At 60.5% G+C, this 24,449-nt stretch carries 21 protein-coding genes; 6 read left to right on the top strand and 15 right to left on the bottom strand.

Annotated elements, in window-relative coordinates; all coding sequences use genetic code 11:
• Positions 1 to 227: 227 nt before the first annotated feature.
• From CCANI_RS09780 to glnA, 5 genes are all read right to left on the bottom strand, one after another.
• On the bottom strand, positions 228 to 896 hold the full coding sequence (locus tag CCANI_RS09780; protein WP_146323669.1) for an anaerobic ribonucleoside-triphosphate reductase activating protein: 669 nt from the start codon (positions 894 to 896) through the stop codon (positions 228 to 230).
• The gene (locus CCANI_RS09775) at positions 859 to 2,649 is read right to left on the bottom strand and encodes a ribonucleoside triphosphate reductase (RefSeq protein WP_146323679.1); all 1,791 of its coding nucleotides are present in this window, start codon (positions 2,647 to 2,649) and stop codon (positions 859 to 861) included. The genes CCANI_RS09780 and CCANI_RS09775 overlap by 38 nt, the downstream gene beginning before the upstream one ends.
• A 403-nt stretch (positions 2,650 to 3,052) precedes the next feature.
• The gene (locus tag CCANI_RS09770) at positions 3,053 to 3,553 is read right to left on the bottom strand and encodes a MarR family winged helix-turn-helix transcriptional regulator (RefSeq protein WP_246118168.1); all 501 of its coding nucleotides are present in this window, start codon (positions 3,551 to 3,553) and stop codon (positions 3,053 to 3,055) included.
• A gap of 445 nt (positions 3,554 to 3,998) precedes the next feature.
• Positions 3,999 to 4,781, bottom strand: a complete 783-nt coding sequence (locus CCANI_RS09765) for a transposase family protein (RefSeq protein WP_290210929.1) — start codon at positions 4,779 to 4,781, stop codon at positions 3,999 to 4,001.
• Positions 4,782 to 6,533: 1,752 nt separating this feature from the next.
• Positions 6,534 to 7,970, bottom strand: coding sequence for a type I glutamate--ammonia ligase (gene glnA, locus CCANI_RS09760; RefSeq protein ID WP_146325497.1), 1,437 nt, complete (start codon positions 7,968 to 7,970; stop codon positions 6,534 to 6,536).
• Positions 7,971 to 8,334: 364 nt separating this feature from the next.
• On the opposite strand from glnA, the gene CCANI_RS09755 reads away from it, so the two are divergent.
• The gene (locus CCANI_RS09755) at positions 8,335 to 8,808 is read left to right on the top strand and encodes an RDD family protein (RefSeq protein WP_146325498.1); all 474 of its coding nucleotides are present in this window, start codon (positions 8,335 to 8,337) and stop codon (positions 8,806 to 8,808) included.
• Between the two features lie 129 nt (positions 8,809 to 8,937).
• Here the strand turns inward: CCANI_RS09755 and CCANI_RS09750 are convergent, their stop codons facing one another.
• From CCANI_RS09750 to lipA, 3 genes are all read right to left on the bottom strand, one after another.
• Entirely contained in the window at positions 8,938 to 10,560 is a 1,623-nt protein-coding gene (locus CCANI_RS09750; RefSeq protein ID WP_186750385.1) for an aspartate:alanine exchanger family transporter, read from the bottom strand.
• Between the two features lie 318 nt (positions 10,561 to 10,878).
• Positions 10,879 to 11,655 (bottom strand): DUF4191 domain-containing protein, encoded by a 777-nt coding sequence (locus CCANI_RS09745; RefSeq protein WP_146325499.1) that lies wholly within the window; start codon positions 11,653 to 11,655, stop codon positions 10,879 to 10,881.
• Positions 11,656 to 11,705: 50 nt separating this feature from the next.
• The gene (gene lipA, locus CCANI_RS09740; protein WP_146325500.1) at positions 11,706 to 12,749 is read right to left on the bottom strand and encodes a lipoyl synthase; all 1,044 of its coding nucleotides are present in this window, start codon (positions 12,747 to 12,749) and stop codon (positions 11,706 to 11,708) included.
• A gap of 242 nt (positions 12,750 to 12,991) precedes the next feature.
• Between lipA and CCANI_RS09735 the strand changes: the two genes are divergently transcribed.
• Positions 12,992 to 13,624, top strand: coding sequence for a MarR family winged helix-turn-helix transcriptional regulator (locus CCANI_RS09735; RefSeq protein ID WP_186750387.1), 633 nt, complete (start codon positions 12,992 to 12,994; stop codon positions 13,622 to 13,624).
• Positions 13,625 to 13,633: 9 nt separating this feature from the next.
• Here CCANI_RS09735 and CCANI_RS09730 read toward each other — a convergent pair whose 3' ends face one another.
• Genes CCANI_RS09730 through CCANI_RS09715 form a run of 4 tightly spaced genes read right to left on the bottom strand, consistent with a single transcriptional unit; the run spans position 13,634 to position 17,073 of the window.
• A complete protein-coding gene (locus tag CCANI_RS09730; protein ID WP_146325502.1) occupies positions 13,634 to 14,359 on the bottom strand; it encodes a sortase family protein in 726 nt (241 codons plus the stop codon).
• Positions 14,356 to 15,129, bottom strand: coding sequence for an ABC transporter ATP-binding protein (locus CCANI_RS09725; RefSeq protein ID WP_146325503.1), 774 nt, complete (start codon positions 15,127 to 15,129; stop codon positions 14,356 to 14,358). The genes CCANI_RS09730 and CCANI_RS09725 overlap by 4 nt, the downstream gene beginning before the upstream one ends.
• Positions 15,122 to 15,907, bottom strand: a complete 786-nt coding sequence (locus CCANI_RS09720) for an ABC transporter permease (RefSeq protein WP_146325504.1) — start codon at positions 15,905 to 15,907, stop codon at positions 15,122 to 15,124. The genes CCANI_RS09725 and CCANI_RS09720 overlap by 8 nt, the downstream gene beginning before the upstream one ends.
• A gap of 11 nt (positions 15,908 to 15,918) precedes the next feature.
• Positions 15,919 to 17,073: an ABC transporter substrate-binding protein gene (locus CCANI_RS09715; RefSeq protein WP_146325505.1), complete on the bottom strand. Its 1,155-nt coding sequence runs from the start codon at positions 17,071 to 17,073 to the stop codon at positions 15,919 to 15,921.
• 265 nt (positions 17,074 to 17,338) lie between these two features.
• Here CCANI_RS09715 and CCANI_RS09710 point away from each other — a divergent pair, with 265 nt between their 5' ends.
• From CCANI_RS09710 to CCANI_RS09700, 3 genes are read left to right on the top strand one after another with little or no spacing between them, the layout of a single operon-like run.
• Complete coding sequence (locus tag CCANI_RS09710) at positions 17,339 to 17,902, top strand: OsmC family protein (RefSeq protein ID WP_146325506.1); 564 nt, start codon at positions 17,339 to 17,341, stop codon at positions 17,900 to 17,902.
• A 1-nt stretch (position 17,903) separates the two neighbouring features.
• Positions 17,904 to 18,956: an acyl-CoA dehydrogenase family protein gene (locus CCANI_RS09705; protein ID WP_146325507.1), complete on the top strand. Its 1,053-nt coding sequence runs from the start codon at positions 17,904 to 17,906 to the stop codon at positions 18,954 to 18,956.
• Between the two features lie 7 nt (positions 18,957 to 18,963).
• Positions 18,964 to 19,455, top strand: coding sequence for a flavin reductase family protein (locus tag CCANI_RS09700; RefSeq protein ID WP_246118301.1), 492 nt, complete (start codon positions 18,964 to 18,966; stop codon positions 19,453 to 19,455).
• Here CCANI_RS09700 and lipB read toward each other — a convergent pair.
• Positions 19,452 to 20,156, bottom strand: coding sequence for a lipoyl(octanoyl) transferase LipB (gene lipB, locus CCANI_RS09695; protein WP_146325520.1), 705 nt, complete (start codon positions 20,154 to 20,156; stop codon positions 19,452 to 19,454). The genes CCANI_RS09700 and lipB overlap by 4 nt on opposite strands.
• Before the next feature lie 127 nt (positions 20,157 to 20,283).
• Positions 20,284 to 22,305 (bottom strand): 2-oxoglutarate dehydrogenase, E2 component, dihydrolipoamide succinyltransferase, encoded by a 2,022-nt coding sequence (gene sucB / locus CCANI_RS09690; protein WP_146325509.1) that lies wholly within the window; start codon positions 22,303 to 22,305, stop codon positions 20,284 to 20,286.
• Positions 22,306 to 22,431: 126 nt separating this feature from the next.
• On the opposite strand from sucB, the gene CCANI_RS09685 reads away from it, so the two are divergent.
• On the top strand, positions 22,432 to 22,830 hold the full coding sequence (locus tag CCANI_RS09685; RefSeq protein ID WP_146325510.1) for an oxidoreductase: 399 nt from the start codon (positions 22,432 to 22,434) through the stop codon (positions 22,828 to 22,830).
• Here the strand turns inward: CCANI_RS09685 and CCANI_RS09680 are convergent.
• Positions 22,827 to 24,326: a leucyl aminopeptidase gene (locus CCANI_RS09680; protein WP_146325511.1), complete on the bottom strand. Its 1,500-nt coding sequence runs from the start codon at positions 24,324 to 24,326 to the stop codon at positions 22,827 to 22,829. The two genes, CCANI_RS09685 and CCANI_RS09680, sit on opposite strands and share 4 nt — an antisense overlap.
• Positions 24,327 to 24,449 lie beyond the last annotated feature (123 nt).

The following is a 24,449-nucleotide window of genomic DNA, read 5'->3' as shown; positions in this document are numbered from 1 at the left end:
CGCCCACGCTTCCTGTCACCAGCCCAGACATTCGGGAAGCGGTGGGCGTTTTTGCGTGCGTGCCCGCGCGCCGGACAGTTTGCAAATTGCCCACAATGTATCCGTTACTTAAGCCCCTTTAGCGCTTAGAACATACCACCTAAACCGCCCGTTGTGAATCGAAAAACCCCAGCTTGTACCCGGTCTCACCCACCCATGCGAGTGTGTGTGCCCCCGCCGTTTGCAATTCACCCGGCGACGTAATATCCCCGTTGATCTACATTGCGCGCAACTTGCACGACCAGCGGCGGCAGCCCCAATGCGGCCACACGTTCCCGCAGCTCATCCAAGCCCCGCGAAACCACGGAATCCGGCCATACGGTTGTCCGAACCTGCACGTCCACGCCCGATTCGGCCACCATTTCCAAGCAATCCCACATAAATCCCGCAACCCGCGGCGTGCAGCCAGTGACCACCGGCAGATCCTTGGGCAGCGCCTTGACGTCCAATCCGATCCAATCCGGCCGCGTTTCCGCGCGCGCCAAGAGTGCCGCCACCCTGCGCGGGGCGTACCCACAGGTGTGCAACCCGACCGGAAACCCCAGGTCATGCACCGCTTCGATGGCGTCCGGGAGGCTGCGGTGGACGGTCGGTTCGCCGCCGCTGATCACCAGGGCGTCGAGAAGCCCGCGGCGATGCTGCAGCAGCGCAATAACCTCGCTGAATGCAACATCGCCGGGCTGTCCTAACGCCTGCAATTCGGGATTATGGCAATAGGTGCAGCGCAACGGGCAGCCTGGTGTGAACACAGTTGCGGTAAGTTTGCCGGGCCAATCGGAGGCAGAAAACGGAATCAACCCGGCGATGGGCAGGTTAACCTCAGGCGGCGGGTGGTTCCGCGAAGTAGAGGCGCTCATGGAACTCGCCTTTCTTACCTGTGTTAAAGCTGGTCACGGGCCTGAAATAGCCCATGACCCGGGTCCACATTTCGGTCTCGCTTCCGCACGTCGGGCATTCGGGGTGTTCCCCGGATAGGTACCCGTGTTGGGCGCAGATTGAGAAGGTTGGCGTGACGGTTATGTACGGCAGTTCGAAGTTTGTTAACGCTCGCCGTACCAGCGCCGCGCAGGCGTCTCCGCTGCTCATGGCGCTGCCCATATAGAGGTGCAGGACGGTGCCACCAGTGTAGCGCGTTTGCAATGCGTCCTGCGCCGCCAATGCCGCAAACGGATCGGGCGTATGTGCGACCGGCAATTGGGTGGAATTGGTGTAGTACGGCTCCGCGTCCGTCCCCGCCTGCAAAATGTCGGGGTAGTGTTCGCGATCGGAGCGCGCGAAGCGATAGGTTGCGCCCTCCGCAGGCGTGGCCTCGAGGTTATATAGGTGCCCGGTGCTTTCCTGGGCCGCGATGAGCAGTTCGTTTATATGATCGAGAAGCCGCGTGGCCAGGGCGTGGCCTTCTGGGTGCGTGATATCGTACGCATCTTCGGTATAGTTCCGGATCATTTCATTGCAGCCATTGACGCCGATGGTGGAAAAATGGTTGTCCAGGTCGGGCAGCCACCGCGCGGTGTAGGGGAACAGGCCGAGCCCCATAAACTCGTTGATGGTGCTGCGCCGCCGCTCTAGCGTATCGACGCCCATCCGAACCAAGCGCGTGACCTCCTCCAGCATCTCCGCTTCCGGGCGCCCGCGGAATCGGTACCCCAGGCGCGCGCAGTTCAGGGTGACCACGCCGATGGATCCGGTGTGTTCGGCCGATCCAAAGAGACCGTTGCCGCGTTTGAGCAGCTCGCGTAGGTCAAGTTGGAGGCGGCAGCACATGGATCGGATCATGCCGGGATCCATGTCGGAGTTAATAAAGTTCTGGAAGTAGGGCAGCCCGTATTGCGCGGTCATCTCGAACAGCGCCTTTGCGTTCGGCGATTCCCAATCGAAGTCCTTGGTAATGTTATAGGTGGGGATCGGGAAGGTAAACGGCCGGCCGTCCACGTCCCCGGCGGACATGACGGAAATAAAGGCTTGGTTGATCATGTCCATCTCCGCGCCCAGCTCCCCGTAGGTGAAATCGCACACCTCATCGCCGATGAACGGGTATTCGTCGGCGAGGTCCGCGGGGCATACCCAGTCGAAGGTCAGGTTGGTAAAGGGTGTTTGCGTGCCCCACCGGCTGGGAACGTTCAGGTTAAAGATCAGTTCCTGCATGGTCTGCTCAACCTGCTCATAGGTGAGATTGTCAAGGCGTACGAATGGTGCCATATAGGTGTCAAAGGAGCTGAAGGCCTGCGCCCCGGCCCATTCGTTTTGCAGCGTGCCCAGGAAGTTCACCACTTGGCCGCAGGCGGCGGAAAAGTGCTTGGGCGGGCCGGAGGAGATTGTGCCCGGTACCCCTCCGAAGCCCTCCTGCAGCAATTGACGCAGCGACCAGCCCGCGCAATATCCCGAAAGCATGTCCAAATCGTGGATGTGGATATCACCGTTTCGGTGGGCCTGGCCAGCTTCTGGGTGGAACACCTCATTGAGCCAATAATTGGCCACCACCTTGCCGTTCGTGTTCAGCATGAGGCCGCCGAGGGAGAAGTCTTGATTCGCGTTTGCGTGTACGCGCCAATCGGACCGGCTCAGGTATTCGTTGATGGTTTCGGAAACATCAATGCTGGCTGGGGGCATACGAAGGGTGGTAGAGGGGCGCATATCGACCACTCTAGAACCGCTGCGCTAAGATGTCACCGTGCCTTGACGTGAGATTCCTAACCGTTCGGAGTTCATACCCCGCGAGCGCCAGCCGACTGATTCATTAGCCGAATTGGGAAGCGGCTTGTTCACCAATATCGTGTCGGACACCTGTTCGTTTCGCGGCCGGACGGGACACCACGCCAAGCACCCTTATAACGAGCATTAATGCTCAGAACCCGGCGTCGAGGGCAAGTCGACGCCGGGTTATTAGGCGGAATACTCATTGCGCACCATATTTGGGAGACGGTGTGCGCTTTGAGTTATTAAGGACAATGGTTGGCTCGCGGCAGGGCTTCCGCTGCAACCGATATGGAGGGCCGAGGAGACGGATTCGGACCTAGTTTTGCGCTTTCGGATTGCGGCGAACGCCGGAGAATGCGCGACCATCCATGGGAACGCGGCGGTTGTTCAGGGATTCAACCACGCGGCCCGTGAGCTGGTGAAGTTCTGCGAGCTCGAAGCGGGTCAGGTCGACGCTGGCGGCGACGCAGCGTTGCAGCGGGCCAGCTTCAACTTCAAGGTCGCGACCGCGTTGGGTCAGGGACAGGATACGGCGGCGAGTGTCAGTAGGATCGATCAGACGAACCAACAGATCTGCAGCTTCCATGCGCTTCAGCAGCGGAGACAGGGTGCCGCTGTCCAGGTGGAGGCGTTCACCGAGTTCATTTACGCTGAGGCCGTCCTCCTCCCACAAGCACACGAGCACGAGGTACTGCGGGTAGGTGATACCCCAGCGATCCAGGTGGCCACGGTACACTTGTTGGACTGCGCGTGCAGCTGAGTACAAAGAGAAGCAGACGAGGTCGTCGAGATTCAAATGGGTCTTGGGCTTGTTCACATCGTTGAGTATGTCGTGCGAAGCCAAGCTGTGCAATTCGGGGGTAGCTTTAATTGTGCACGTTCAATTTCAATGATGAGGCTAAAACTCGGCGGGAGGGGTCTACGGTTTCACCAGCTCAAATGTGAAACGTCAGACGTATCACCTGAAAAGCTCTAGAAGTGCTATGGGGGTGGGATTTAAATCGTGCGAAATGTGCTAGTTGTTTAAACTCAAATTTTCATAAAACGCTAATTCGACCGCTGATTATCGCAATCCTTTTAGATTTCTTGCGTGTTATATAAAAAGTGAGTTTAGGGGCTTCAAGCTCTATACACATGCATGCGTTATGTAACGATTGCGAGCAACGGTTGTCCCAATTTTGGGGGGATGGCCATTACAACTAGTGCCTATTTGTATCTACGTTTCATGCTCACATTACGACCAATGTAACTGTGAAGGTTATTCAGGGGTTTCTGTAGAAGAATAGCTTGGTAAGGGTTTGTATTGTGCGCTTCGTGGTGGCTATGGGTAATCGGCAGTCGGTGTGAAGTATTCGCCAGTTTTTGATGTGGGCGATTGCTTGTTCGACGACCCAGCGGATGGATGCAAGAGCGTTGTTGAAGCGCTGCTGCCAGGGTTCGAGAACCTTTTGCCCGTTGTTGCGTTTCTGGGGGATGTCAAAACCAGTACCTACGTACCCAAGGTCGGCGGTGACATAGTCGCCTGGCAACACGGTGGTGATGCCCAGCTTATCTGCGATGCGCTTATCGTGAGATCTCCCAGGCATTGGCGGGCTGATGTACTCGATATTGCCGTTCTGGTCGGTCAAGACTGCGAGGTTGTGGCCGGTGGCTTTGCGTTTGCCGCTGATCAACTGTTGTTGCCCTTTCCATGACCAGCATGGGACCAATGTCCCATCGAGGACGCGATGGCGCGTTGGTACGAGGTCTTCCACGGTTGGTGCGGTTGGGAGAAAGCGTTCCAGAAGGTCAAGGACTGCGTTGATGGCGCGGGAAATCGTGGGTTGGGACACCCCATAGATCGTGGCGATCACACGTTGCGGGAGATTTTCGCTCCAGTAGTAGACCAAAGCGCATTCCAGGCTACTGACTAACCCCAAACTAAGGGGGCAATGATGTGTATAACCTGCGGTTTCGATGTCGTTGGCTAGCGCGATAATCTCATCAGTCGAACATTTGCTAGTATTGGCCCAGCGGTACAAGGCATTTGTGTTTTGTTTTGTCATAGATTCATTATGCGGAACCTTGTATCGCCTTTGCTATGTTCGGGGGTATTGAGGTCGGAAAGTCCACCCGGCAAAACCCCAGCGGTTGAATAACCCTCTGTATTTATACCCATTATGTAGTGAACATTGCTACTCGCACATGGGGGTGACTTTCGCGTCGGGCTCGGAAGCCCGATTGTGTGGCTTTTGTGGGTTGGAACGTGAAGATTTCCTCATTGACAAGGAGATTTCCGTGGGTAGGGTTGCTTTCGGGTGTGGTCTCACACGTGCAGTCTTGAAACACATGTACGGTTGCCCCCTATGGGGTTCTCTCAGCATCCTTGAAACAGGTTTTATTCAGCCACTTACCTTGTAACGTTTTGTGCCTTAACTGGTAAAGTTCGGGTAAATCGAGTGGTAACGCAACTCAGTGATGTGCTTTTGAAAAAGGAATGTTTAGCTTCCGTTTTGTGCGGATTCGCTAGTCCGCCGCCGCTTCAAAGGCACGAAATTTAAGTTTAATTTAAGGTTTTTAGCAGCTTTTGTTGGGCATTCGAAGGCTCCGGTCGTGCGGTTTTCTACGCGTTACATGGTGCAAAACCGTGGGGGTATCCGGAAGGGCTATGAAATCATTTTGGGCCGGTTTTGAACCCAGTTTGGCGCTTGTGCCGGGCCCCGAGGCCGGGAAACCGGGCAGCCGAAAGGTGCCGCCAACGGCCGATTTTGGGCCTCAAAACCCAGCGCGTAGCGCACGTCCAATGGGGGTAATAGCAAAGCCGCTACATAGATTGGAGGCGTCGTTGTGTTGTCAGATCTCTAGGCTTCAATTCTTGTGGCGTGCGTGATTTCTTCGAATGTTTCGCCCCCGTTTCTGGGGGGTGCACAATTGGCTCTCACGGCGACGCTAGCGCTCCAAACCCTCTACATCGCCGGCAGAAAAGCGCAGGTCAACGCGGGGGATTCTCTGCAGTTTTGGCAATATCATGTGTCCGGCCGAGGTCAATAGACCAATACTATCGGGACCATAGGGGGTGAAAGTTACAACCGTGTCCAACCAAGAACGGACGCATCCTACTCTCTGGGGCACACTCTGTATGGTTGCGCGGCACTATTTAAAACTTTTGGGTTTTTAAAGGGCGTGCTGAGGTGTATCTCAGGTGTGTTAACTCCTGCATAACTTTTGCTTGGGTCAATAATATCCCCGCGACGTGCGGCGTTGATGCATTTATGTCTATAGCTTTCGCCCTGGAAATGGTCAAGGGCTTTCAACTGTATCGTTTGAATCGGGCACAAGATAAAAAAGACCCACCCAGAGGGGCGAAAGCTTTACCTAACCAATGCAGGGGCGACTGATAGGGTTATGGCTATGGGTTGTTTGTGTTGATCGCGATGTAGCTCGTATCTCCGAGTGAAAATTGTTCGCAAGATTTTAGGTTGATGCTCTAAAGGTGCGAAACTGCTGGTATCGCATCGATTATTTCGGGGTAGGTTGTGCACAATTCGAGTGGATACTTCTTTTTTAGCTTTGACGTTCGAAGGGTTTGTGGCATTCAAACTAGATTTGCACATAAATTTGCTGCCCCCAGTTCTTGGGGCTTTAATAGGGCGAATTGATCTTTGGGAAGCCTTACGCCGCGACCGACCTTGGGCTTTGGGAACGATGTCACGCTGCGGGCGCTCGCAGCGGTTGCGCGCTGGGCGTCGAGAAGCAAGGGCGTAAAAGGCACGAAAAAACCCGCAGCGTCCTTGGGAGAGCGGCTGCGGGAGGTGCGGCTAGCAGTCGAAGTACATCTCGAACTCCTGCGGCGTGGGCCGCAGACGCACCGGGTTGATCTCGTGGTCGTACTTCATCTTGATGTAGGTGTCCAGGAGGTCCTCGGTGAACACGTCGCCTTCGGTAAGGAAATCATGATCTTCGGAGAGCGCTGCCAAGGAGGCTTCCAGGGACGTAGGCGCCTGCGGGATGGACGCGGCCTCCTCGGGAGGAAGCTCGTACAGATCCTTATCCACGGGCGCGTGGGGTTCAATGCGGTTCTTGATGCCGTCGAGACCGGCGAGCATCATCGCCGCAAAGCTAAAGTACGGATTGCCCGACGGGTCCGGCGCGCGGAACTCAATGCGCTTCGCCTTCGGGTTCGAACCAGTGATCGGGATGCGGACGGCGGCGGAGCGGTTCCGCTGCGAATACACCAAATTGATCGGTGCCTCGAAGCCCGGCACCAGACGGTGGTAGGAGTTCAAGGTCGGGTTCGTGAACGCCAAGACCGCGCCCGCATGGTGCAGGATACCACCGATGTAATAGCGGGCCAGATCCGAAAGCCCGGCATAGCCAGACTCGTCGTGGAACAGGGGCTTGCCGTCCTTCCACAGCGATTGGTGCGCGTGCATACCGGAACCGTTATCGCCAGCCAGCGGCTTAGGCATAAACGTCGCCGTGCGGCCGGCACGGAAGGCGGCATTCTTAATGATGTACTTGAACGTCTGCAGATCATCGGCAGCGTGCAGGAGGGTATTGAACTTGTAGTTGATTTCCTGCTGGGTGCCGGTGCCCACCTCGGGGTGCTGACGCTCGACGACAAACGCGGCGTCGCGAAGCAAAAGCGTCATCTCGTCGCGCAATCCCTCGTACACGTCGTGCGGGCCAGCTTGGCCGTAGCCGCCCTTTACGCGCGTCTTGTAGCTGCGGTTCGGGGAGCCATCCAAATTCGCATCAGCGCCGCGGTTCCACCAGCCAGCGTCGGAATCGATGGAGTAGAAGCCCTCGTGGGTGTCGGTGGCGAAGCTGACCTTATCAAAAAGGTAAAACTCCGCTTCTGCGCCGAAGAAGCAGGTATCGGCAATGCCGGTCGCTGCAAGGTATTCCTCCGCCTTGCGCGCCACATTGCGCGGATCTCGGGAGAACGGCTCACGGGTGAACGGATCGTGGACGAAGAACTTGATGTTCAGAGTCTTCGCTTTGCGGAACGGATCCAACACGGCGGTGCGTACATCGGGGAGCAGGTTCATGTCTGACTCGTCGATGGTGGTGAAACCGCGGATGGAGGAACCATCAAAGGCGAAGCCCTCTTCAGCGGCTTCCTCGGTAAAGGTATCGGCCGGAATCGTAATTCGTTGCTCAGCGCCGGGTACGTCGGTAAACCGCATGTCCACAAACTGCACGTCTTCGTCGCGGATAAATTGAATTACGTCTTCGATGGTATTGAACGCCACTGGACACTCCTAGTGGATGGCGGGCAGGTTATTGTCTCTGTTAGAACTGTCGGAAATGGGCGGCCGAGAGAGGCACACACCTGTTCGGCAGGAGCGATTGAGTTCTGGGCAGGGAGGTGTGCTCCGCGCACGCTAGGGGTACTGCGGGCGCGCCTAGGCATGTGATGCTGTGTACGCGGCCGATTAGCCTCAGAAACATTCGCACGAGGGGAATTCTACCTATATCTGTCGATCGACCGTAACCTAGGGTCCGATTGGGGCTAGCGCAATGTGTAGGGATGGGGCGCCGTGAGGCAGGGCAGGGCGGAAAATAATCGGGCTGGCAGTATGCATTTTTCGAGTGCGGCCAGTTATCTTGATAGATATGGCAGACAAAAAGCACAGCTGGCTGGAAGGACCGCAGATTCCCGCCGAAAACGAAGATCCGCTCGCGCCAGGGCGGTGGCCGGGCGAAAAACTCGGGCTCCCGGAGAGCGGGCCAGGGGCGCTTGCGAGCGTAATGCGGCGCGTTGGCGGAATTGTGTTCGACTGGTTCCTGTGCATGTTTGTGGCGATTAGCATTACGAGCTTCACCCATATCTTGGGTGGGGTGTCTACCGTGACGCTGATGGTCTTTGTTGTCCTCGGGGTGGTATCCGTAACTTTGTTCGCACGCACGCCGGGGCAGGCGGTGATGCGAATGGGGGTCGCGCGAGTCGATGCTGAAGAGCGGGTAGGATTCTGGCGCGCCCTCGTGCGCACCGTGTTAACCGTATTTGTGTTCCCACCGATCTTGGTCGACGCCGACGGGCGTGGGCTGCACGATCGCGCGACGGGGACCGCGGTGATTTTGGGGTAGGGGGTCGCGCCCCGCACGGACGCCCTTGAAAAACAGCATTGGGCCACACTTTCTTACGAGCGTGCGGCCCAATGTTGCGTGTTGGCGGTGAGAAATATGGCTGAGTGATCCCGCCAAGGACACGTCTAGTTATAAGAATAGCAAGAACAGGAGTACCTGTGCGCTGACGATCTTGGCCACCATGGCCATTGGATACACGGTGGTGTAGCCGATGCTTGGCAGCTCGTTTTTGGTTTGGTCGGACACGTAGCTGAGCACGGCCGGGTGGGTTTGCATACCGGCGAGGATGCCGGAGACTTGGCCGAAGGGGATCTTCATGAACTTGTATCCGATGATCAGTGTGAGCAGGCTGAAGATCATGGTGATGGCGGCACCAACGGCCAGGATGGTCAGCGAGCGCGGGTCGGCGAGCGCTTTGCCGAATCCGGCGCCTGCGGTGGTGCCGATGCCGGCGAGGAATAGGGTGATGCCAAGCTGGCGGAGCGCAAGGTTCGCGCCGTAGGGCACTTGCCACACGACGGGGCCGGTGCGGCCGACGGCGCCGAGGATCAGGGAGACGACCAACGGGCCACCGGCGCTACCGAGCTTCAGTGCGGTGCCGCCGGGCAGCGGGATCGGGATCATGCCGATCAGCACGCCCACGCTCATGCCAAGCAGGAGCGGCAGCAGGTTGATATCGGAAATGCGTTTGTATGAGTCGCCGAATAGTCGGGTGGCGCGGTCGATGCTTTCGTGCGGGGCGACAACGCGCACGCGGTCGCCGAGCTGCAAAATGGTGTCCGGGGTGGCCACCATGTCCGCGTCGCCTCGCCGTACGCGTGTGACGAGCATGTGGTCGAGGCGGGGGCGGAGTTTGCGCAGTGGGATGCCCACCATTTCGGTGGTGGATACGAAGATGCGGCGGTAGTCGAGGCCTTCGTCGTGGGTGGGGTCGCCGGGCAGGAATTCGCCAATAAGTTCTTGTGCCTTATTGACTTCCTCTTCCGTGCCCACGACCGAGATGATGTCCCCGGGGTCAACGTGGTCGCCTGGTTCCGGCAGGAAGAGTTTGCCGCTGTGTTCGATGCGGGAAATGATGATTTCCAGGTCGAAGCGGTGCGGCATCGTGGTGACCGACGGCAGGCCTTCCTTGGTCACTCGAATGCGCCGCGTGAGCAGCTCCTGGATGGCCACACCCGCGTCGCGCGCCTCCTGATCGTGGTCGATGCGGAACACTTTCGCCAGCACCGCGACCGAAATGATCACGCCGAGTACGCCGATGGGGTAAGCCAGGGAGTACGCGACGACGGGCAGCTCAAGCTGTGCTTTCGTGTCAGAGTCCGAGCCAATTAACGCAGGTAGCGTATCGACGACCGCGGCCATCGCCGGTGTGTTCGTTAACGCACCGGTGAACATACCCGCGCCCGACGGTGAGTCGATATTAAATGCCTTGATGAGTGCATATGAGACGCCTGTAATGACCACCACCATCAGCAGGCCAAATATATTGTGGCGGATGCCTGTGGTCCGCAAAGATTGGAAGAACCCAGGCCCAGCTTCCAATCCAATCGTGTAGACGAACATGGACAGGCCGATGATAAACACGATCGACGGCAGCGTGATGTCAGGCTCAAGCGTGGCAAAGCCCAATCCTACGAACAGGACGGCGGCCACTCCGAGGCGAAACCCGGCAATTTTTATTCGCCCGATGAGGAGCCCCAAGGACATGATCACTAACAGCGCTAATAGCTTGTTTTCCACTAACAGATGCACACGTCCATGGTGACACGGTGGGGATAGCGCCCTCAACCCAAATCGGTGACTAGTCACTCGTCATATCACTGTTGCAGGCTGGAAATACCACAATTGCTTGGGCTGAAACCCCGCTGTTTGACCCCCTGTTATAGGGGAGGTTCGTTTCCTTAGTCCTTGCTGATAATGCAAAGCTAATGTCGCAAATTCATTAGCTATCCACCCTAGAGAGCTAGGTGTGAGTTTTGACGCAAAATCATGCGAACGCGCCGCAACCCGCAACACCGTGTTCTAGTTGGTTGCGGGCGGGGGCGCGGGCGGGGCGTCGAAAAGCGTTGGTCAGTGCTTTTTGCGGTCGGCGGCGCGGCGTGCACGACGGTTCATGCCGGACACGCGTGCGCCCTTCGGAATCGGGCCCTTGGGGAGGCCGGGGTGCTGGGCGCTGCGGCTATCGATCGAATCAACGCGGGCGGCGAGCGCGTACACCTCGTCCTTCTTCATATTGCGCGGCAGCTTCATCAGCTCGCGCTGCAGGTTGCGGATGCGCACTTGGCCCTCCTCTTCGCCCACGTAAATCTCGTAGATCGGGGCGGTGCCGGCAACGCGCTGCAAGCGCTTCTTTTGCTGCGTCATCAGGGGGCGCACGCGGTGCATTTCGCCTTCGCCCACCAGTACGATTCCGCAGACGCCGACCACGCGGTGCACGGCATCCATTTGCGTGGTCGCCGCAACCGCAGTCTTGGTCTTCCACACCATGCCCACGCCATTGCGCAAGTTTTCTAATGCCCAGCCAGCGGCGCCCGGTTGGCCCGAGGCCTTGTCATACACCGAATTTTCCACGCGGCGGGTAAACAGATACAGCGCGGCCGTGAGGCCGAACAGGATGCCCACGAACAGCATGTACCACTGGCCGCCCCACAACAAACCGAGAAGGAAGAACGCGAAAGCGATGCCAATGATAGTGAGCAGCAACAGCGGGACGAGCTTCTTGTCCTGCTTGCGCTGAATCTGGAAGGCCTGCCACAATTGCGACCAGTTCTGTTTGAACTGCGCGAGCCTAGCGCGGAAGCCTTTTTTCTGCGCAGATTGATCCCTCTGCTTGCGTGCGTCTGCCATGCCTTCAAGGATAGGTGATGGAGGCGGGGGCGTCGAAACGCAGGTCCGAACTAACGGCTGACTACCGGGGTGTCTTGGGAAGCGCCGTACTTAGCCAACAGCGACGATGCCTCTTGCGCGGTGGAACCCTCCGTGGTCTCGGCGAGGTGGCGCAGATTCTCCGGCAGCTGCTCGCCGCGGGCGGCAATGGTCTGCGCGTACAGGCGGCCCGCCCGGTAGGACGAACGAACGAGCGGACCGGACATGACGCCGCTAAAGCCCATTTCCTTCGCCGCATTGGAGTGTTCCACGAACTCTTCCGGCTTCACCCAGCGTTCGATCGGGTGATAGGTCGGGCCGGGGCGCAGGTATTGGGTAATGGTGAGGATGTCACAGCCTGCGTCTTTCAGGTCGCGCATCGATTGCGTGATCTCGTCGAAGGTTTCACCCATGCCCAAAATTAAGTTCGATTTGGTGACCAAGCCGTAGTCGCGGGCCTGGCGGATCACTTCGAGTGAACGTTCGTAGCGGAAGGCGGGGCGGATGCGCTTGAAAATCCGCGGCACGGTTTCGATGTTGTGTGCGAAAACCTCGGGGCGGGCGGCGAACACCTCCGCGAGCAGATCGGGCTTGCCGGAGAAATCCGGAACCAGGTTTTCTACACCCGTGTGGGGGTTGAGCTTGTGAATTTGGCGAACCACCTCGGCGTAGAGCCAGGCGCCCTCGTCCGGGAGGTCGTCGCGCGTGACGCCCGTGATCGTCGCGTAATTCAGGCCCATTTCTTGGATGGATTCCGCTACGCGGCGGGGTTCATCGCGGTCCAATGGTTCCGGGCGGCCGGAAGAGATCTGGCAAAAATCGCAGCGGCGCGAGCATTGCGAACCCCCAATTAGGAAGGTGGCTTCGCGCGATTCCCAACATTCGTGCAAGTTTGGGCAGCCCGCTTCCTGGCACACCGTGTGCAGGGAAGCGCCGGACACACGCCGTTTCATGTCCTTAAATTCGGGACCGGTCTTGGCGGTGGTGCGGATCCAACGAGGCTTGCTTTCGATTGGCGTTTCTGCGTTTCGCGCTTCAATGCGAAGCAGTTTGCGGCCGTTGGGGGCGATAGTCACGTTCCACACCCTACTAGGGAAATCGGGGTGTGTCGAAAACGCTTGTTGGGCGTGTTTGGGTGGGCCGTCGCGGCTCGGCGCGGCCGCGAACGGTCGAGCGAACAGGCAGCCCACGAGGGATTAGTAAGGTACCTGTTGACAAGCCAAGGTACCTTTGCAATACTGAAGGTACCTTCTTGAAGGGCAAGGAGGTACCAAAAGAAGGGAAATGCATCATGTTTGGTTATCCGCAAGATCCCGGAATGCCTCCGGAAGACGGATTTGATGGGCCTGTGGGCCCCCCGCCGCCGCGCGATGGCTTGCCGTTTTCGGATGACACTTTCGAAGGCCGCATTTTCGAGATCTGGACGCTGATCAAGCGCGCCACTAAGAAAGATCTCGACCAAGCACGTCGGCAGCTTGGCTTCGGCCATCGAGTCCATCGCGTGTTCGAAGGACAGGGCCGCGTGCTGGCGATGCTGGCCATGCGCAGCCCCATTGCGCAAAGCGAACTGGCGTACGTACTCGGTGTGCGCCCGCAGTCGCTCGGTGAGATTCTTGCCAAGCTCGAAAGCGCCGGTTTGGTTACCCGCGAGGTAGACCCGAACGACGCTCGCGCCCGCGTGGTCAGCATCACGGAGGAAGGCCTCAAGCAGGCGGAGGAAAACGCCAAGGGCAGCAATTCGGCGGATCCGCTGACGTTGCTCTCCGACAAGGAGCGCGAACAGTTTTTCGCAGTGACGGATCGGATCATCACCTACCTCGAGGATTACATCGGCGAGGACGATGAGGACTATGGCCCTGGTTTTCCGCCGCCGCGGTACATGGGCCGTCCGCGGCGATTCGGGCCTCCCGGTCGACGTGGCCGCCGGTTCCGCCAGGACGATTGGGAATAGATTCCCAGGTTAAACAAGGTGTCCGGAGACGATGACGTTGTAGTCGAGGTCTTGGTTGTCCTTCACCGCGCAGGCGATCAGAATGATTCGGCCGGGAATGGTGGTGTCCACCAATTCCGCATCCTCAATGGCATCTTGTTTCCCCACGAGCCAGGCGCCGTCGACCACCCATTCGCGCGCCGCACCGTGTTCATCGGTGGTGCGTAGCTTCGATCCATTCAGGATCGAAGAGGAATAGCGGGGGACGGTGCCGCCGCTTACTGCGGGCACTTGTTCGGGCGGGGCGTCGAGAAGCACATCGGCGCTCACACGTTCGGAAATAGGGTTGAATACCAGTTGCTGCTGAGCCCAGGCATGGCCGAGGATATATACGGTGCCATCCTGGGCTTTTGACGGTGGTTGCCCCCAGCCCTCAACCCAGCGCACCATGGTTGTTTGCGGCCCGGGCGGGTCGAGGGGGAGGACGTAGGGCATCGAGGCGTACGTTGCGCCGACAAGCGGCACGCTGCCTTCGATACTGAACGTGCCGACGTCCATCGGGGCCGGGCCCGCATTCACGTTCGGCGGCGGCGGGGGTGGCGGTGGCGTCGTGGAGGTGGTTACCGGCGTGGAAGCCGCTAATGGTTCCGGCTCTTCGGTGGCCGTATTGCGGGTGAGCACTAGAAATGCGCCCGCGCAGACGCAGGCTAGCGTGACCAGTACAGCCACGATGGGCACGGCCACCGATTTCCTCATGGGACAGTATTGTACTGGAGGGTCGCGTGTACTTGCTCGGGGGAATGTTCCAGCAGTTCGAGCAGGTGTTCGCGGAGTTCGTTGTGGTTCGAACGGGTGGCCACCTCGATATCGGCGATGATGGTGGATCGCGGGCCGTGGGACATCACCAGGATGCGATCCGAAAGCAGGATGGCCTCGTCGACGTCGTGCGTGACCATGATGACCGTGCGGCGATTCGCCTCCCACACGTTGCGGAGCTGCAATTGCAATTCGCGGCGCGTGAGGGCATCGAGGGCTCCGAACGGTTCATCGAGAAGCAAGATCTCCGGATCGACCGCGAACGCACGTGCGAGGCCGACCCGTTGTTGCATGCCGCCGGACAGGCGAGCGGGGCGGCGGGAGGCGGCGTGCGCAAGGCCAACCTGTTGCAGGAACTGATCTGCGATTTCGGAGCGCTCGGCGCGGGAAAGTTGCGGGCGGGCGGACTTCAGGCCGAATTCGATATTGCCCTTGGCGGTCATCCAGGGCAGCAGCGCGTGGTGTTGGAAGACCATGCCCCGGTCCGGTCCGGGTGCGGTGACCGCGTGCCCGGCGGCGAATACCTCGCCGGTGCTGGGGAACGCGAGCCCCGCAATCATCGAAAGGATTGTTGATTTGCCACAGCCGGAGGGGCCGAGGATGGACACGAACTGTCCTTCGTCGATATGCACGCTCGTTGGAGCGATAACCTCGGCGGCGCCATAGGATTTGGTGATATTGCGCAGTTCTACATGGCTGCTATTAGTCATAGCGAACAACTTTCTGAATCGCGGCGATCAGATGGTCGAGGATGAGCCCGGTGGCTCCGATCAGGAGGATGGACACCACGATGGCGTCAATGTCGAGCCGGTTCCATTGGTTCCACACAAAGAAGCCGATGCCTTGGCCGCCCACGAGCATCTCGGCGGCGATAATCACCAACCACGAGGTGGAAAGCGAAACCCGCAGGCCGGTAATGATTCCGGGGAGAGCGGCTGGGAGCCACACATAGCCAATCTGCGCCCAATGCGAGGTGCCTAGGGTGGCGGCGAGGTTAAGGTACGTGGGATTGACGTTGCGCACGGCGTCGATAGTGTTGATCAGGGTTGGCCACAGCGCCGAAAGCACGATCACGAAGATGGCGGTGCGTTCGGAATCGCTCAGCAGAGCGAGGCCAAGAGGGAGCCAAGCCAGCGGGGAGACCGGCCGCAATACCTGCAGCAATGGATCGACAGCCCAGCGTAATGCCGCGCTGCGGCCCAGCACAAAGCCTAATGGGACGGCGATTGCTGTGGCGATGAGAAAGCCGGTAAGCACGCGCCGCAGCGAGGTGACCAGGTGCCAGAAAATGCCCACGCTGCTCGGTCCATCCCGGTAAAACGGATTGGACAGGATTTCTATCGCTCGACTAGCCGTTCGGGTTGGGGTGGGGGCGAGGTCGCTCAGCCAACCGAACACGGCGGCGCATTGCCAGAGGCCGACGGCGGCGAGGAAAAGGACGGTGCCGATCCCAATGGCGCGGATAGCGGGTGTTTGTTCCGTTTGCATGTTTGTGGTTCCTAGTAGCCGATCGTCGGTATGTTCGGGTTGAATTCGCGGCCGTTGACGGTGATGCTCTCGCTGCCGTGCCCGATATCTGCGGGCAGCACGGAGTCCGCAAATTTGATCAGCGTCGGGTCGTCCATGATGAGCGCATCGCCGCCGAGCTTCCACCGCGCGATTTGGGTGGCCATCCAGGTAATCGCGGCGGGATCGGTGGCGTCTCCAAAGGACATGCGGCCGTGATCCACCACGGCCTGCCCGTGCCAATTTTCGTATTCCCCGCTAAAGGTGGGCAGGAATAGTTTGGCGGGCTGATTGAGGTATTCCTCGCGCCCCAAAGTTTTCGCAACTTCGTGTTGTTTTGCGGGGTCGTTCGCAATCTTGGACGCCTCGGCCAGCGCCTCCGTAATAAGTTCCGCCTGGGTTGAATGCGTCGAGCGCCAATCCTTGGACATCGCGACGCTGCAGCACGGGTGCCCGGGCCACAGTTCCTTGGTGAGTTTGAAAATACGTCCGGCACCGGAAGCGATCGCGCGCTGATTAAACGGCTCTGGGCCGACAAAGCCGTCGATGCCGCCGACCTGCAATTGGGCGATCATATCGGAGGGCCGCAACAGGCGCAGTTCCAGGTCGGCGACGGGGTCCACGCCGCCGGCGGTGAGGTAGTCGCGGAAGAGCAGCGCATGGACGGAGAATTCGAATGGAATGCCGATGACTTTGCCGCGGAAATCGGCGGCATCGGAAACCTTGTCCACGTACTTGCTCGCCAGCGTGATCGCCTGTCCGTTCGTATTTTGGGTAAAGGCGATCTCGGTGGGCCGTTGGCCATTCGTAGCGCCGGCGTTCATGGCGATGGGCATGGGGGAGAGCATGTGGGCCACGTCCAATTCGCCGGTGGAGTAGGCGCTCCAAAGATCCGCCCAACCGGCGAATTTCTTAAGTTTGACGGTCAATCCGCGCTGCTCAAAAAGGTTATTGGCGTGCGCCAAAATCAGGGGAGTGGCGCACGCGATGGGGACGTAGCCGATGGTGAGCTGATTCGCGGATTGTGTCGATTTGGCAGTGGGGACGGCGCAGGAGGTTGCCATGCTCGCCACGGGCAGGGTTGCGGCGGCGAGCGCGGTGCGCGCGAGTATCGCGCGGCGGGTGATCGTGTGAGCGTGTGGAGGCATAGCGGCAACCTAGCAGGGGAAAAGATGGTCTGTAGCAGATAGACCGCTTGGTCTTGCGGCTTGGCCGTTGAGAGTAACCGTTGCACGGGTCTGATGTCTAGCCCCCAATGAAAAAGCCACGTAACAGCGTGAATATTTCTCGCTATAGGCAAGGTTGCCCTAACAAATTGATAGACAAAGTGGTTCACAGGCGCGCGGAAATGTGTTAGGGTCGTTCCTCAACTTCAGCTATGTATCGTTCACAACGGAAAAGAGCACGACTGCGATGAGCAATCTCACTCCTAATCACCGCCCCGGCGAAGCGCTGCAACCTATCGATCCCGCAGCCCTTCGCGCCCTCGCCGAAAAGAACATCGAAAACCCGTCCGGTGCAAAGAGGACCGTGCGCACCCATACGGAAGCGGACGGCCTGTTCCGCAACGTCACCCAGATTCGAAACCTTGAGCCCGTCCTCGTATCCGAACCGCCGGCGCTGCTGGGCGATGATTCAGCGCCGAACCCTACCGAGGTGGCGCAGGCCGCGCTGGCTGCCTGCATTTCGGTGGGCATCCAAGCGATCGCCACGCACCGCGGCGTGACCCTCACCAAGATCGAAATTGATATCGAAGGCGATATTGATATTTCCCCGACCTGGGGCGTCGGCGACCTCAATGCGGACAAGCGCCCCGGCGTTTCCGACGTCCGCGTAAAGATCGCACTGGAAGGCGACGCAGACCGAGCGACCCTAGACCAGATCCACAAGGATGCAATCCGGTGGTCCCCAGTAGTAAACACCTACACGCGCCCGGCGAAGTTGACCTCGGAGCTCGTGTCACCAGAGGAAGGCTGATATGACCACCGCAACCATTTCCCATATCGAACTCGAACCCTTGGGCACGCACCCGGATCTGCTGCAAAAGGTCTCTGCGAACGCAGCTGCGGTTGATCGCGGGGAGCTCGACGCCCGCTATATCCTGCCATTGCTGGGTGAAGCGGGCCTGGGCGGGGACCTGCTTTCCGCCGCCCGGCTGATCCGGGAGTTGTCCCGGTGCGATCTTTCCGTTGGCTTTACCGTGTGGGCGCACCGCATGACGCTGGAATACCTGCGCCGCGCGGCCCGCGCGGATACCGAACAGGTACTCGGCCAATTGCTGCGCGGCGAGCGCCCCGGGGTCACCGGCATGGCGGCGGCCTTTAAGGAGTTCGCTGGTTGCGGCCAGGTTGAGCTGCACGCCGCCGAGGTCCAAGGTGGCTACCGCATCTCGGGCAAATTGAACTGGGCTTCGAACCTCTATCACGACGCCGTGGTGGTCAGCGCCGCGCGCACCGATCACGGCGAACGTTTTTTGTTCTTTGTCGAGGGCACCGCGGAAGGCGTGGATTTTGGCAACCCGTTCGGCCTGCTTGGCCTGAACTCCACGGCGTCCGCAGGCGTGGAGTTCAATGCCGTATTTATCCCGGAATCGCAAATCATTTCGCACGATTTCGAACCGTTTATTACCGAGGTCCGCCCGACCTTCGTGTTGCTCCAGGTGGCGGAGTGCCTCGGCGTGGCCGAGGCGGCGATTGCGGCGGCCTCGACCCGCCTATCGGGTGTGAATGCGACCTTCGCGGAAGACGTGGAGCGGCTGGCGGAACGGATCCGAAACCTGGCGCAACAGCACGAGGAAAGCATCCTGCGGCTACCGAACGCAAATGCGGTTGATCTGCTGGAGTTGCGCCTCGGGGCAGCCTCGGCGGCGGTGGATGCGGCGGGCATCGAGGTGCGCGTGGCGGGCGGCGCCGGATACGCCAAGAGTTCGGCCGCTTCCCGGCGTTTCCGCGAGGCGGCGTTTATTCCGGTGCAATCGCCGTCGGAATCTCAATTGCGTTGGGAGTTAGCCCGTGCGCGGGGCGATGAGTGAGCGTGCGGTGCGGTTTCCGACTAGCACGCATTATCGGCAAACGGTGGCGAATTTCCCGTCCGGGGTGACGGTGGTAACCACCAACAAGGACGGCGAGGATATCGGGCTTACCGTAAGCGCGTTCGCATCGTTGTCCTTGCAGCCGCCGATGGTGCTGGTCAGCATCGACCAGAACTCCCGTTCGCACACATATTTGCAGGTGGGCTCGCCGATAGGCGTGTCCGTGCTGGCGGAGGGGCAGACGGATCTTGCCGTGCGTTTCGCCCGCCACGGGCTCGACCGTTTCGCCGACGTGGAGATCGACCGCCGCGCCGATATCCCCTTTATCGCAGGTGCCGCCGCCTGGTTTCGGGGCGAGGTGACCAGCCGTTATCGGGGCGGCGACCACATTATCCTCACCATCGCGGTCCACGATTGCGATTTCCGCGAGGGCATCGACCCGCTGTTATACCACGGCGGCCGTCTGCACGCATGGTCGAATACGGCCGCGACAAGCTAGGCGAGCGAGTGGTCGGCGACGGTGAGTTCGCCGGAAAACGCCGCGGCGAGGGCGTCGGCAAGCGGTTCGATTAGCTGTTGCGTATCGACGTCGCGTCCTAGCTCGGCGCTCAACGTGGTCACCCCGGCGTCGTCGATGCCGCACGGGACGATGTGTTGGTAAAACTCCAGCGTGTTATTGCAATTGAGGGCCAGCCCGTGCATGGTCACACCGCGGGTCACGCGGATGCCTAGCGCCGCTATCTTCCTGTCGGGTTGCGGCAACCAAACACCCGAGCGACCGTCGATACGCCCGGCCTGAGGGAGGCCGGTGGTGCGCAGGACGTGAATAATCGCCTCCTCAACGCGGCGCACGTAATCCACCACGTCCACGGGTTCGGCGAGCTTGATAATGGGGTAGCACACCAGCTGGCCGGGCCCGTGCCACGTGATGCGGCCGCCGCGGTCCACGTCCACGCACGGTAACCCATTGGTGGGGCGATCCTCCGGCTGCGTCCGCTTGCCCGCCGTATATGTGTTCGGGTGCTCGAGGAAGAGCAGGAGGTCCCCGATCTCGTCTCGGGCGCGCTGGGCCGCGAGTGTCGCCTGCCGCTCCCAGGTTTGCAGGTAATCCACGCGGCCCAGCCACTGGACATCCAAGGGCACGCTCAGATCGCGGATTGGCTGGTCAGGTGCGGTAAACGGGGGGCGGGGTGCGGTCATAATGGGACTCATGTTACCGCCTTACGGGGTGAGCTCCTATTCGGCGCTGGTTGCGCACGAAAAAGCCCCGCATGCAGGGCGCACACGGGGCTATCGTTGGGGCTCTCGCGTTAACCGCTCACCAGTGCTACAGGTCGAGGTCGCCCGCGAAGTTTGCGGTCTCCAGACGGTCGCGCACGGTGGTGAGGAAACGGCCGGCATCGGCGCCGTCGATCACCTGGTGGTCGTAGGTCATCGGCAGGAACACCATCTGGCGCACGGCGATGGCGTCAACGCCGTCCTCCGTGATCACCACGGGGCGCTTGACAATCGCGCCGGTGCCGATCATGGCGGCCTGCGGCGGCACCAAGATCGGGGTATCGGACAACGCGCCCTCCGAACCAATGTTCGTGATGGTGAAGGTGCCGCCCATGAGGTCGGCGGGCTTCAGCTTATTGCTGCGCGCGCGTTCCGCAATGTCCACGATGGCCTGCGCCAGCTGTGGCAGCGTCAAATCCTGAGCGTTGTGGATCACCGGGGAGAGCAGGCCCGCCGGGGTGTCCACGGCGATACCGAGGTTGACCTGCGGGTGGTAGGTCATTTCCTTGGTCTCTGCATTGTAGGACGCATTCACGTTCGGGTGGGAAACCAGCGCCTCCACGATCGCCTTGGCAAAGAACGGTAGGTAGGTCAGGTTCACGCCGTACTTGGCCTGGAACGCGGCCTTGGAAGCCTTGCGCAGGTCCGCAACCTTGGTCATATCCACCTCATGCAGCTGCGTCAGCTGAGCTGACGAATGCAGGGACTCCAGGGTCTTCTTCGCCGTGATCTCGCGGATGCGGTTCACGCGCTGCGTGGTACCGCGGAGCGCGGCCTTCGCCGGATCCACACCCTTGGTGGAGGCGGCGGACACCGGGGCCGCCGGTGCGGCCTCTTCTTCCGCAGCCGCACCTTGGTTCGCGGCGGCCAAAACGTCCTGCTTGCGGATGCGCCCACCAACACCGGTGCCGGTGATGGTACGCAGATCGATGCCGTGCTTATCGGCGAGCTTGCGCACCAGCGGGGTCACGTACGGGACGTTTTCCGCATTCTTTTTCGCCGCCGCGGGTGCCGGGGTGGGCTCGGGAGCAGCGGGCTTCGGCTCCGGCTTGGGTTCAGGCTTGGGCTCCGGCTTGGGAGCGGGTGCTTCCACCTTCGGGGCTGCCTCTGCCTTCGGTTCGGGCTTGGGGGCGGGTTCCGCGGGGGCGGCGGCGACGCCGGAACCGACGCGTGCGATCACGGCGCCGACATCTACGGTGTCGTCTTCCTCGGCAAGGATTTCCACGAGGGTGCCGGCCACCGGGGAGGGAACCTCGGTGTCCACCTTGTCCGTGGAGACCTCCAGTAGCGGCTCATCCACCTCGACGGTATCGCCCACGGCTTTGAGCCACCGGGTGATGGTGCCCTCGGTGACGGATTCACCAAGCTCCGGCATCTCAATATCGGTGGCATCGGCCGCCGGGGCCTGTACTTTGGCGGCTACCTCGGGGGTGGCTTCCACCTTCGGGGCGGCCTCTACCTTCGGTTCGGGCTTGGGGGCCGATTCCGCGGGGGCGGCGGCGACGCCGGAACCGACGCGTGCGATCACGGCGCCGACATCGACGGTGTCGTCTTCCTCGGCAAGGATTTCCACGAGGGTGCCGGCCACCGGGGAGGGAACCTCGGTGTCCACCTTGTCCGTGGAGACCTCCAGCAGCGGCTCATCCACCTCGACGGTATCGCCCACGGCTTTGAGCCACCGGGTGATGGTGCCCTCGGTGACGGATTCACCCAGCTCCGGCATCTCAATATCGGTGGCATCGCCAGCGGGGGCCGCAGCGGCCGGGGCGGGGGCCGCCTCAGCTGCGGGTGCCGGTGCGGGGGCAGCGGGGGTGGTGTCGGCTGGTGCTTCGCCTTCTTCGCCGATTTCGGCGATGACTGAGCCAACGTCAACGGTGTCGTCTTCTTCCGCCAAGATTTTCAAAAGAACACCTGCGGCGGGGGACGGAATCTCAGTGTCGACCTTGTCTGTGGAGACCTCCAGCAACGGCTCGTCGGCGGCGACGGTGTCACCGACCTGCTTCAGCCAGCGGGTGATTGTACCCTCGGTGACGGATTCGCCCAGTTCGGGCATCTCAACGGAGAACGCCATTGTGTCAGACTCCTTGGAAAAGTCGTTTTGTTACGGTCTTAATACAGCAAAGCGTACCGGTTTGCTGTTTGTTTTGTGTCGCTTGGGTAGGCACAAACCACAGATTTGGACCTAGAATTGTGTGCTGTGTTCAACATTTTCGGCCGAAACCGCGCCAGATCCAGCCTGAAACCACCCCGTGCACCGGGTGAAACCATCAGGCCAGAGGACCGCGAATACCTACGTTCGTGGGTAGTGGGGCGGGCGTTCGTCGAGGCATATATTGAGCCCGAGACGGTGGTCAATGAAATGAGTGTCGTCCTAGTCGATGAAAATGGCGAATTCACGCGTCGCCGCATCGGCGGCCCCAAGGGCATTGATGCACTTGTTCGACTCCTCGATATCCCCGTATACGACGTTGAAGAGACCGGATACCCCCAGCGCATGCGCGCCAAGATCGAACGAGATCGCATTCTGCGCAAACGCCAGGAACAGCGCGAACGCCGCGCCCGGTTTGAGCGCGGCGAGCTGCCGGACGTCGATTAGCGCTGGTCGGAAACGTCTTGCAGGGCGGCAAGCAGCGTGCGTACCGGGGCGCCGGTGCCGCGTGCTGGGGTGAAACCGTAGCCGCTTTCGGTGTTAAAGGCCGGGCCCGCGACGTCCATGTGTGCCCATTCGACATCGTCTGCGACAAATTCGCTGAGGAAGTGCCCAGCCACGAGCATTCCCGCAAACCTGTGCGTAGCGATATTGCGCAGATCGGCGACTGGGGACTTGAGCGCGGAGCTAGCGATCTCCTCCGGGATCGGCATTGCCCACGCCGGCTCGTCCACGCTGCGGCCTAGCTCGGCCACGCGGTCGCGGAAGGTATCGCTGCCGAGCACGCCCGTGGTGCGGGTGCCCAGGGCCACCAGCTGCGCGCCCGTCAGCGTGGACACCTCGATCAGGTAATCGGGGTTGTCTTCACACGCGCGTGCGATGGCGTCGGCGAGGATAAGGCGGCCCTCGGCGTCGGTATTGAGCACCTCGCAGGTGGTACCCCCGTAGTGCGTGATTACGTCGCCGGGACGGTACGCGCCGCCGCCGGGCATGTTCTCCGCCATCGGCACCGTGGCCGTCACATTGACGTTCAGCTGCAGCTGTGCCGCGGCGATAATGGTTGCGATCACGGCGGCGGAACCGCCCATATCCGAAATCATGTGATCCATGTTTGCCGAGGGCTTAATGGAGATCCCGCCGGTGTCAAAGGTCACGCCCTTGCCAACCAGCGCCACGTGCTTCGCAGCTTTTTTCGCACGGTAGGTCAGCCGCACGAGCCGCGGTTGGCGCGTGGACCCGCCGCCTACCGCCAGAATCCCGCCGTAGCCCGCTTTGGCTAGGGCAGCCTCGTCCAGCACCTCGACCTGCAGCCCGGCACGCTTGGCCAGCCCCGCGGTAAGCGTCGCGTAGGTTTCCGGATAAAGGTGCGAAGAGGCGGTATTTACCAGGTCGCGTGCCAGCGCCACGGCGGCGGCGGTAATCCGAGCGCGCTCCACGGCCGCCTTATCCGCGCCCACGAATACCAGTTCGGCAACGGGGGTCTTGCGTTCCGGCAGTTCCGCCGTGCGCAAACCGCGGTAGGTGTAAGCGCCCAAGATCGCGCCCTCCACGGCCGCCTGCACGCCAAAGGTGCCCAGGGTGGTGGCGGCCTTGTGCACGCCTTTGAGCTCGCGCACCGCCACGCCCGCGGCCCGCCGCACCACCGTGTCGGTGACCTCGTCCGCATTGCCGAGCCCGACGGCCACGATCAAGTCCAGGTTGGTGGCGGCGGGGGCGGGCACCTTGGTGATTTCCTCCGCCGCGCCGGTAGCGCCCAGCGCGGTGAGGGTTTTGAGCAATTCCAGCTCGACGGCTTCCGTAAACAGCCCGCTGGCCGCGAGCACCAGATCCTCCTCACCTTCGAACACAGGAACAATGAGCGCCTCGGTGCGCTTGGGGAGCTTCTTGGACGCGGAGACCGTAGGGACGATGCCATACGCCGGAAGCGTGAATTCTTTAGCCACGATTGGCCCTCCAATGATGTAAGGATGCGTGTCTTAGTTTGCTGCTGCCGCGCCGTGCCGCCACGGTGGCCGCGCGCAACGGGCGGGCACCTCCCACCCTAACCACATGGGCGCGCCGCCGGG

The sequence above is a fragment of the Corynebacterium canis genome (assembly GCF_030408595.1).
Taxonomy (GTDB): Bacteria; Actinomycetota; Actinomycetes; order Mycobacteriales; family Mycobacteriaceae; genus Corynebacterium; species Corynebacterium canis.
Note: the sequence above shows the minus strand (reverse complement) of the source record. Positions and strands in the feature narration are given on the sequence as shown.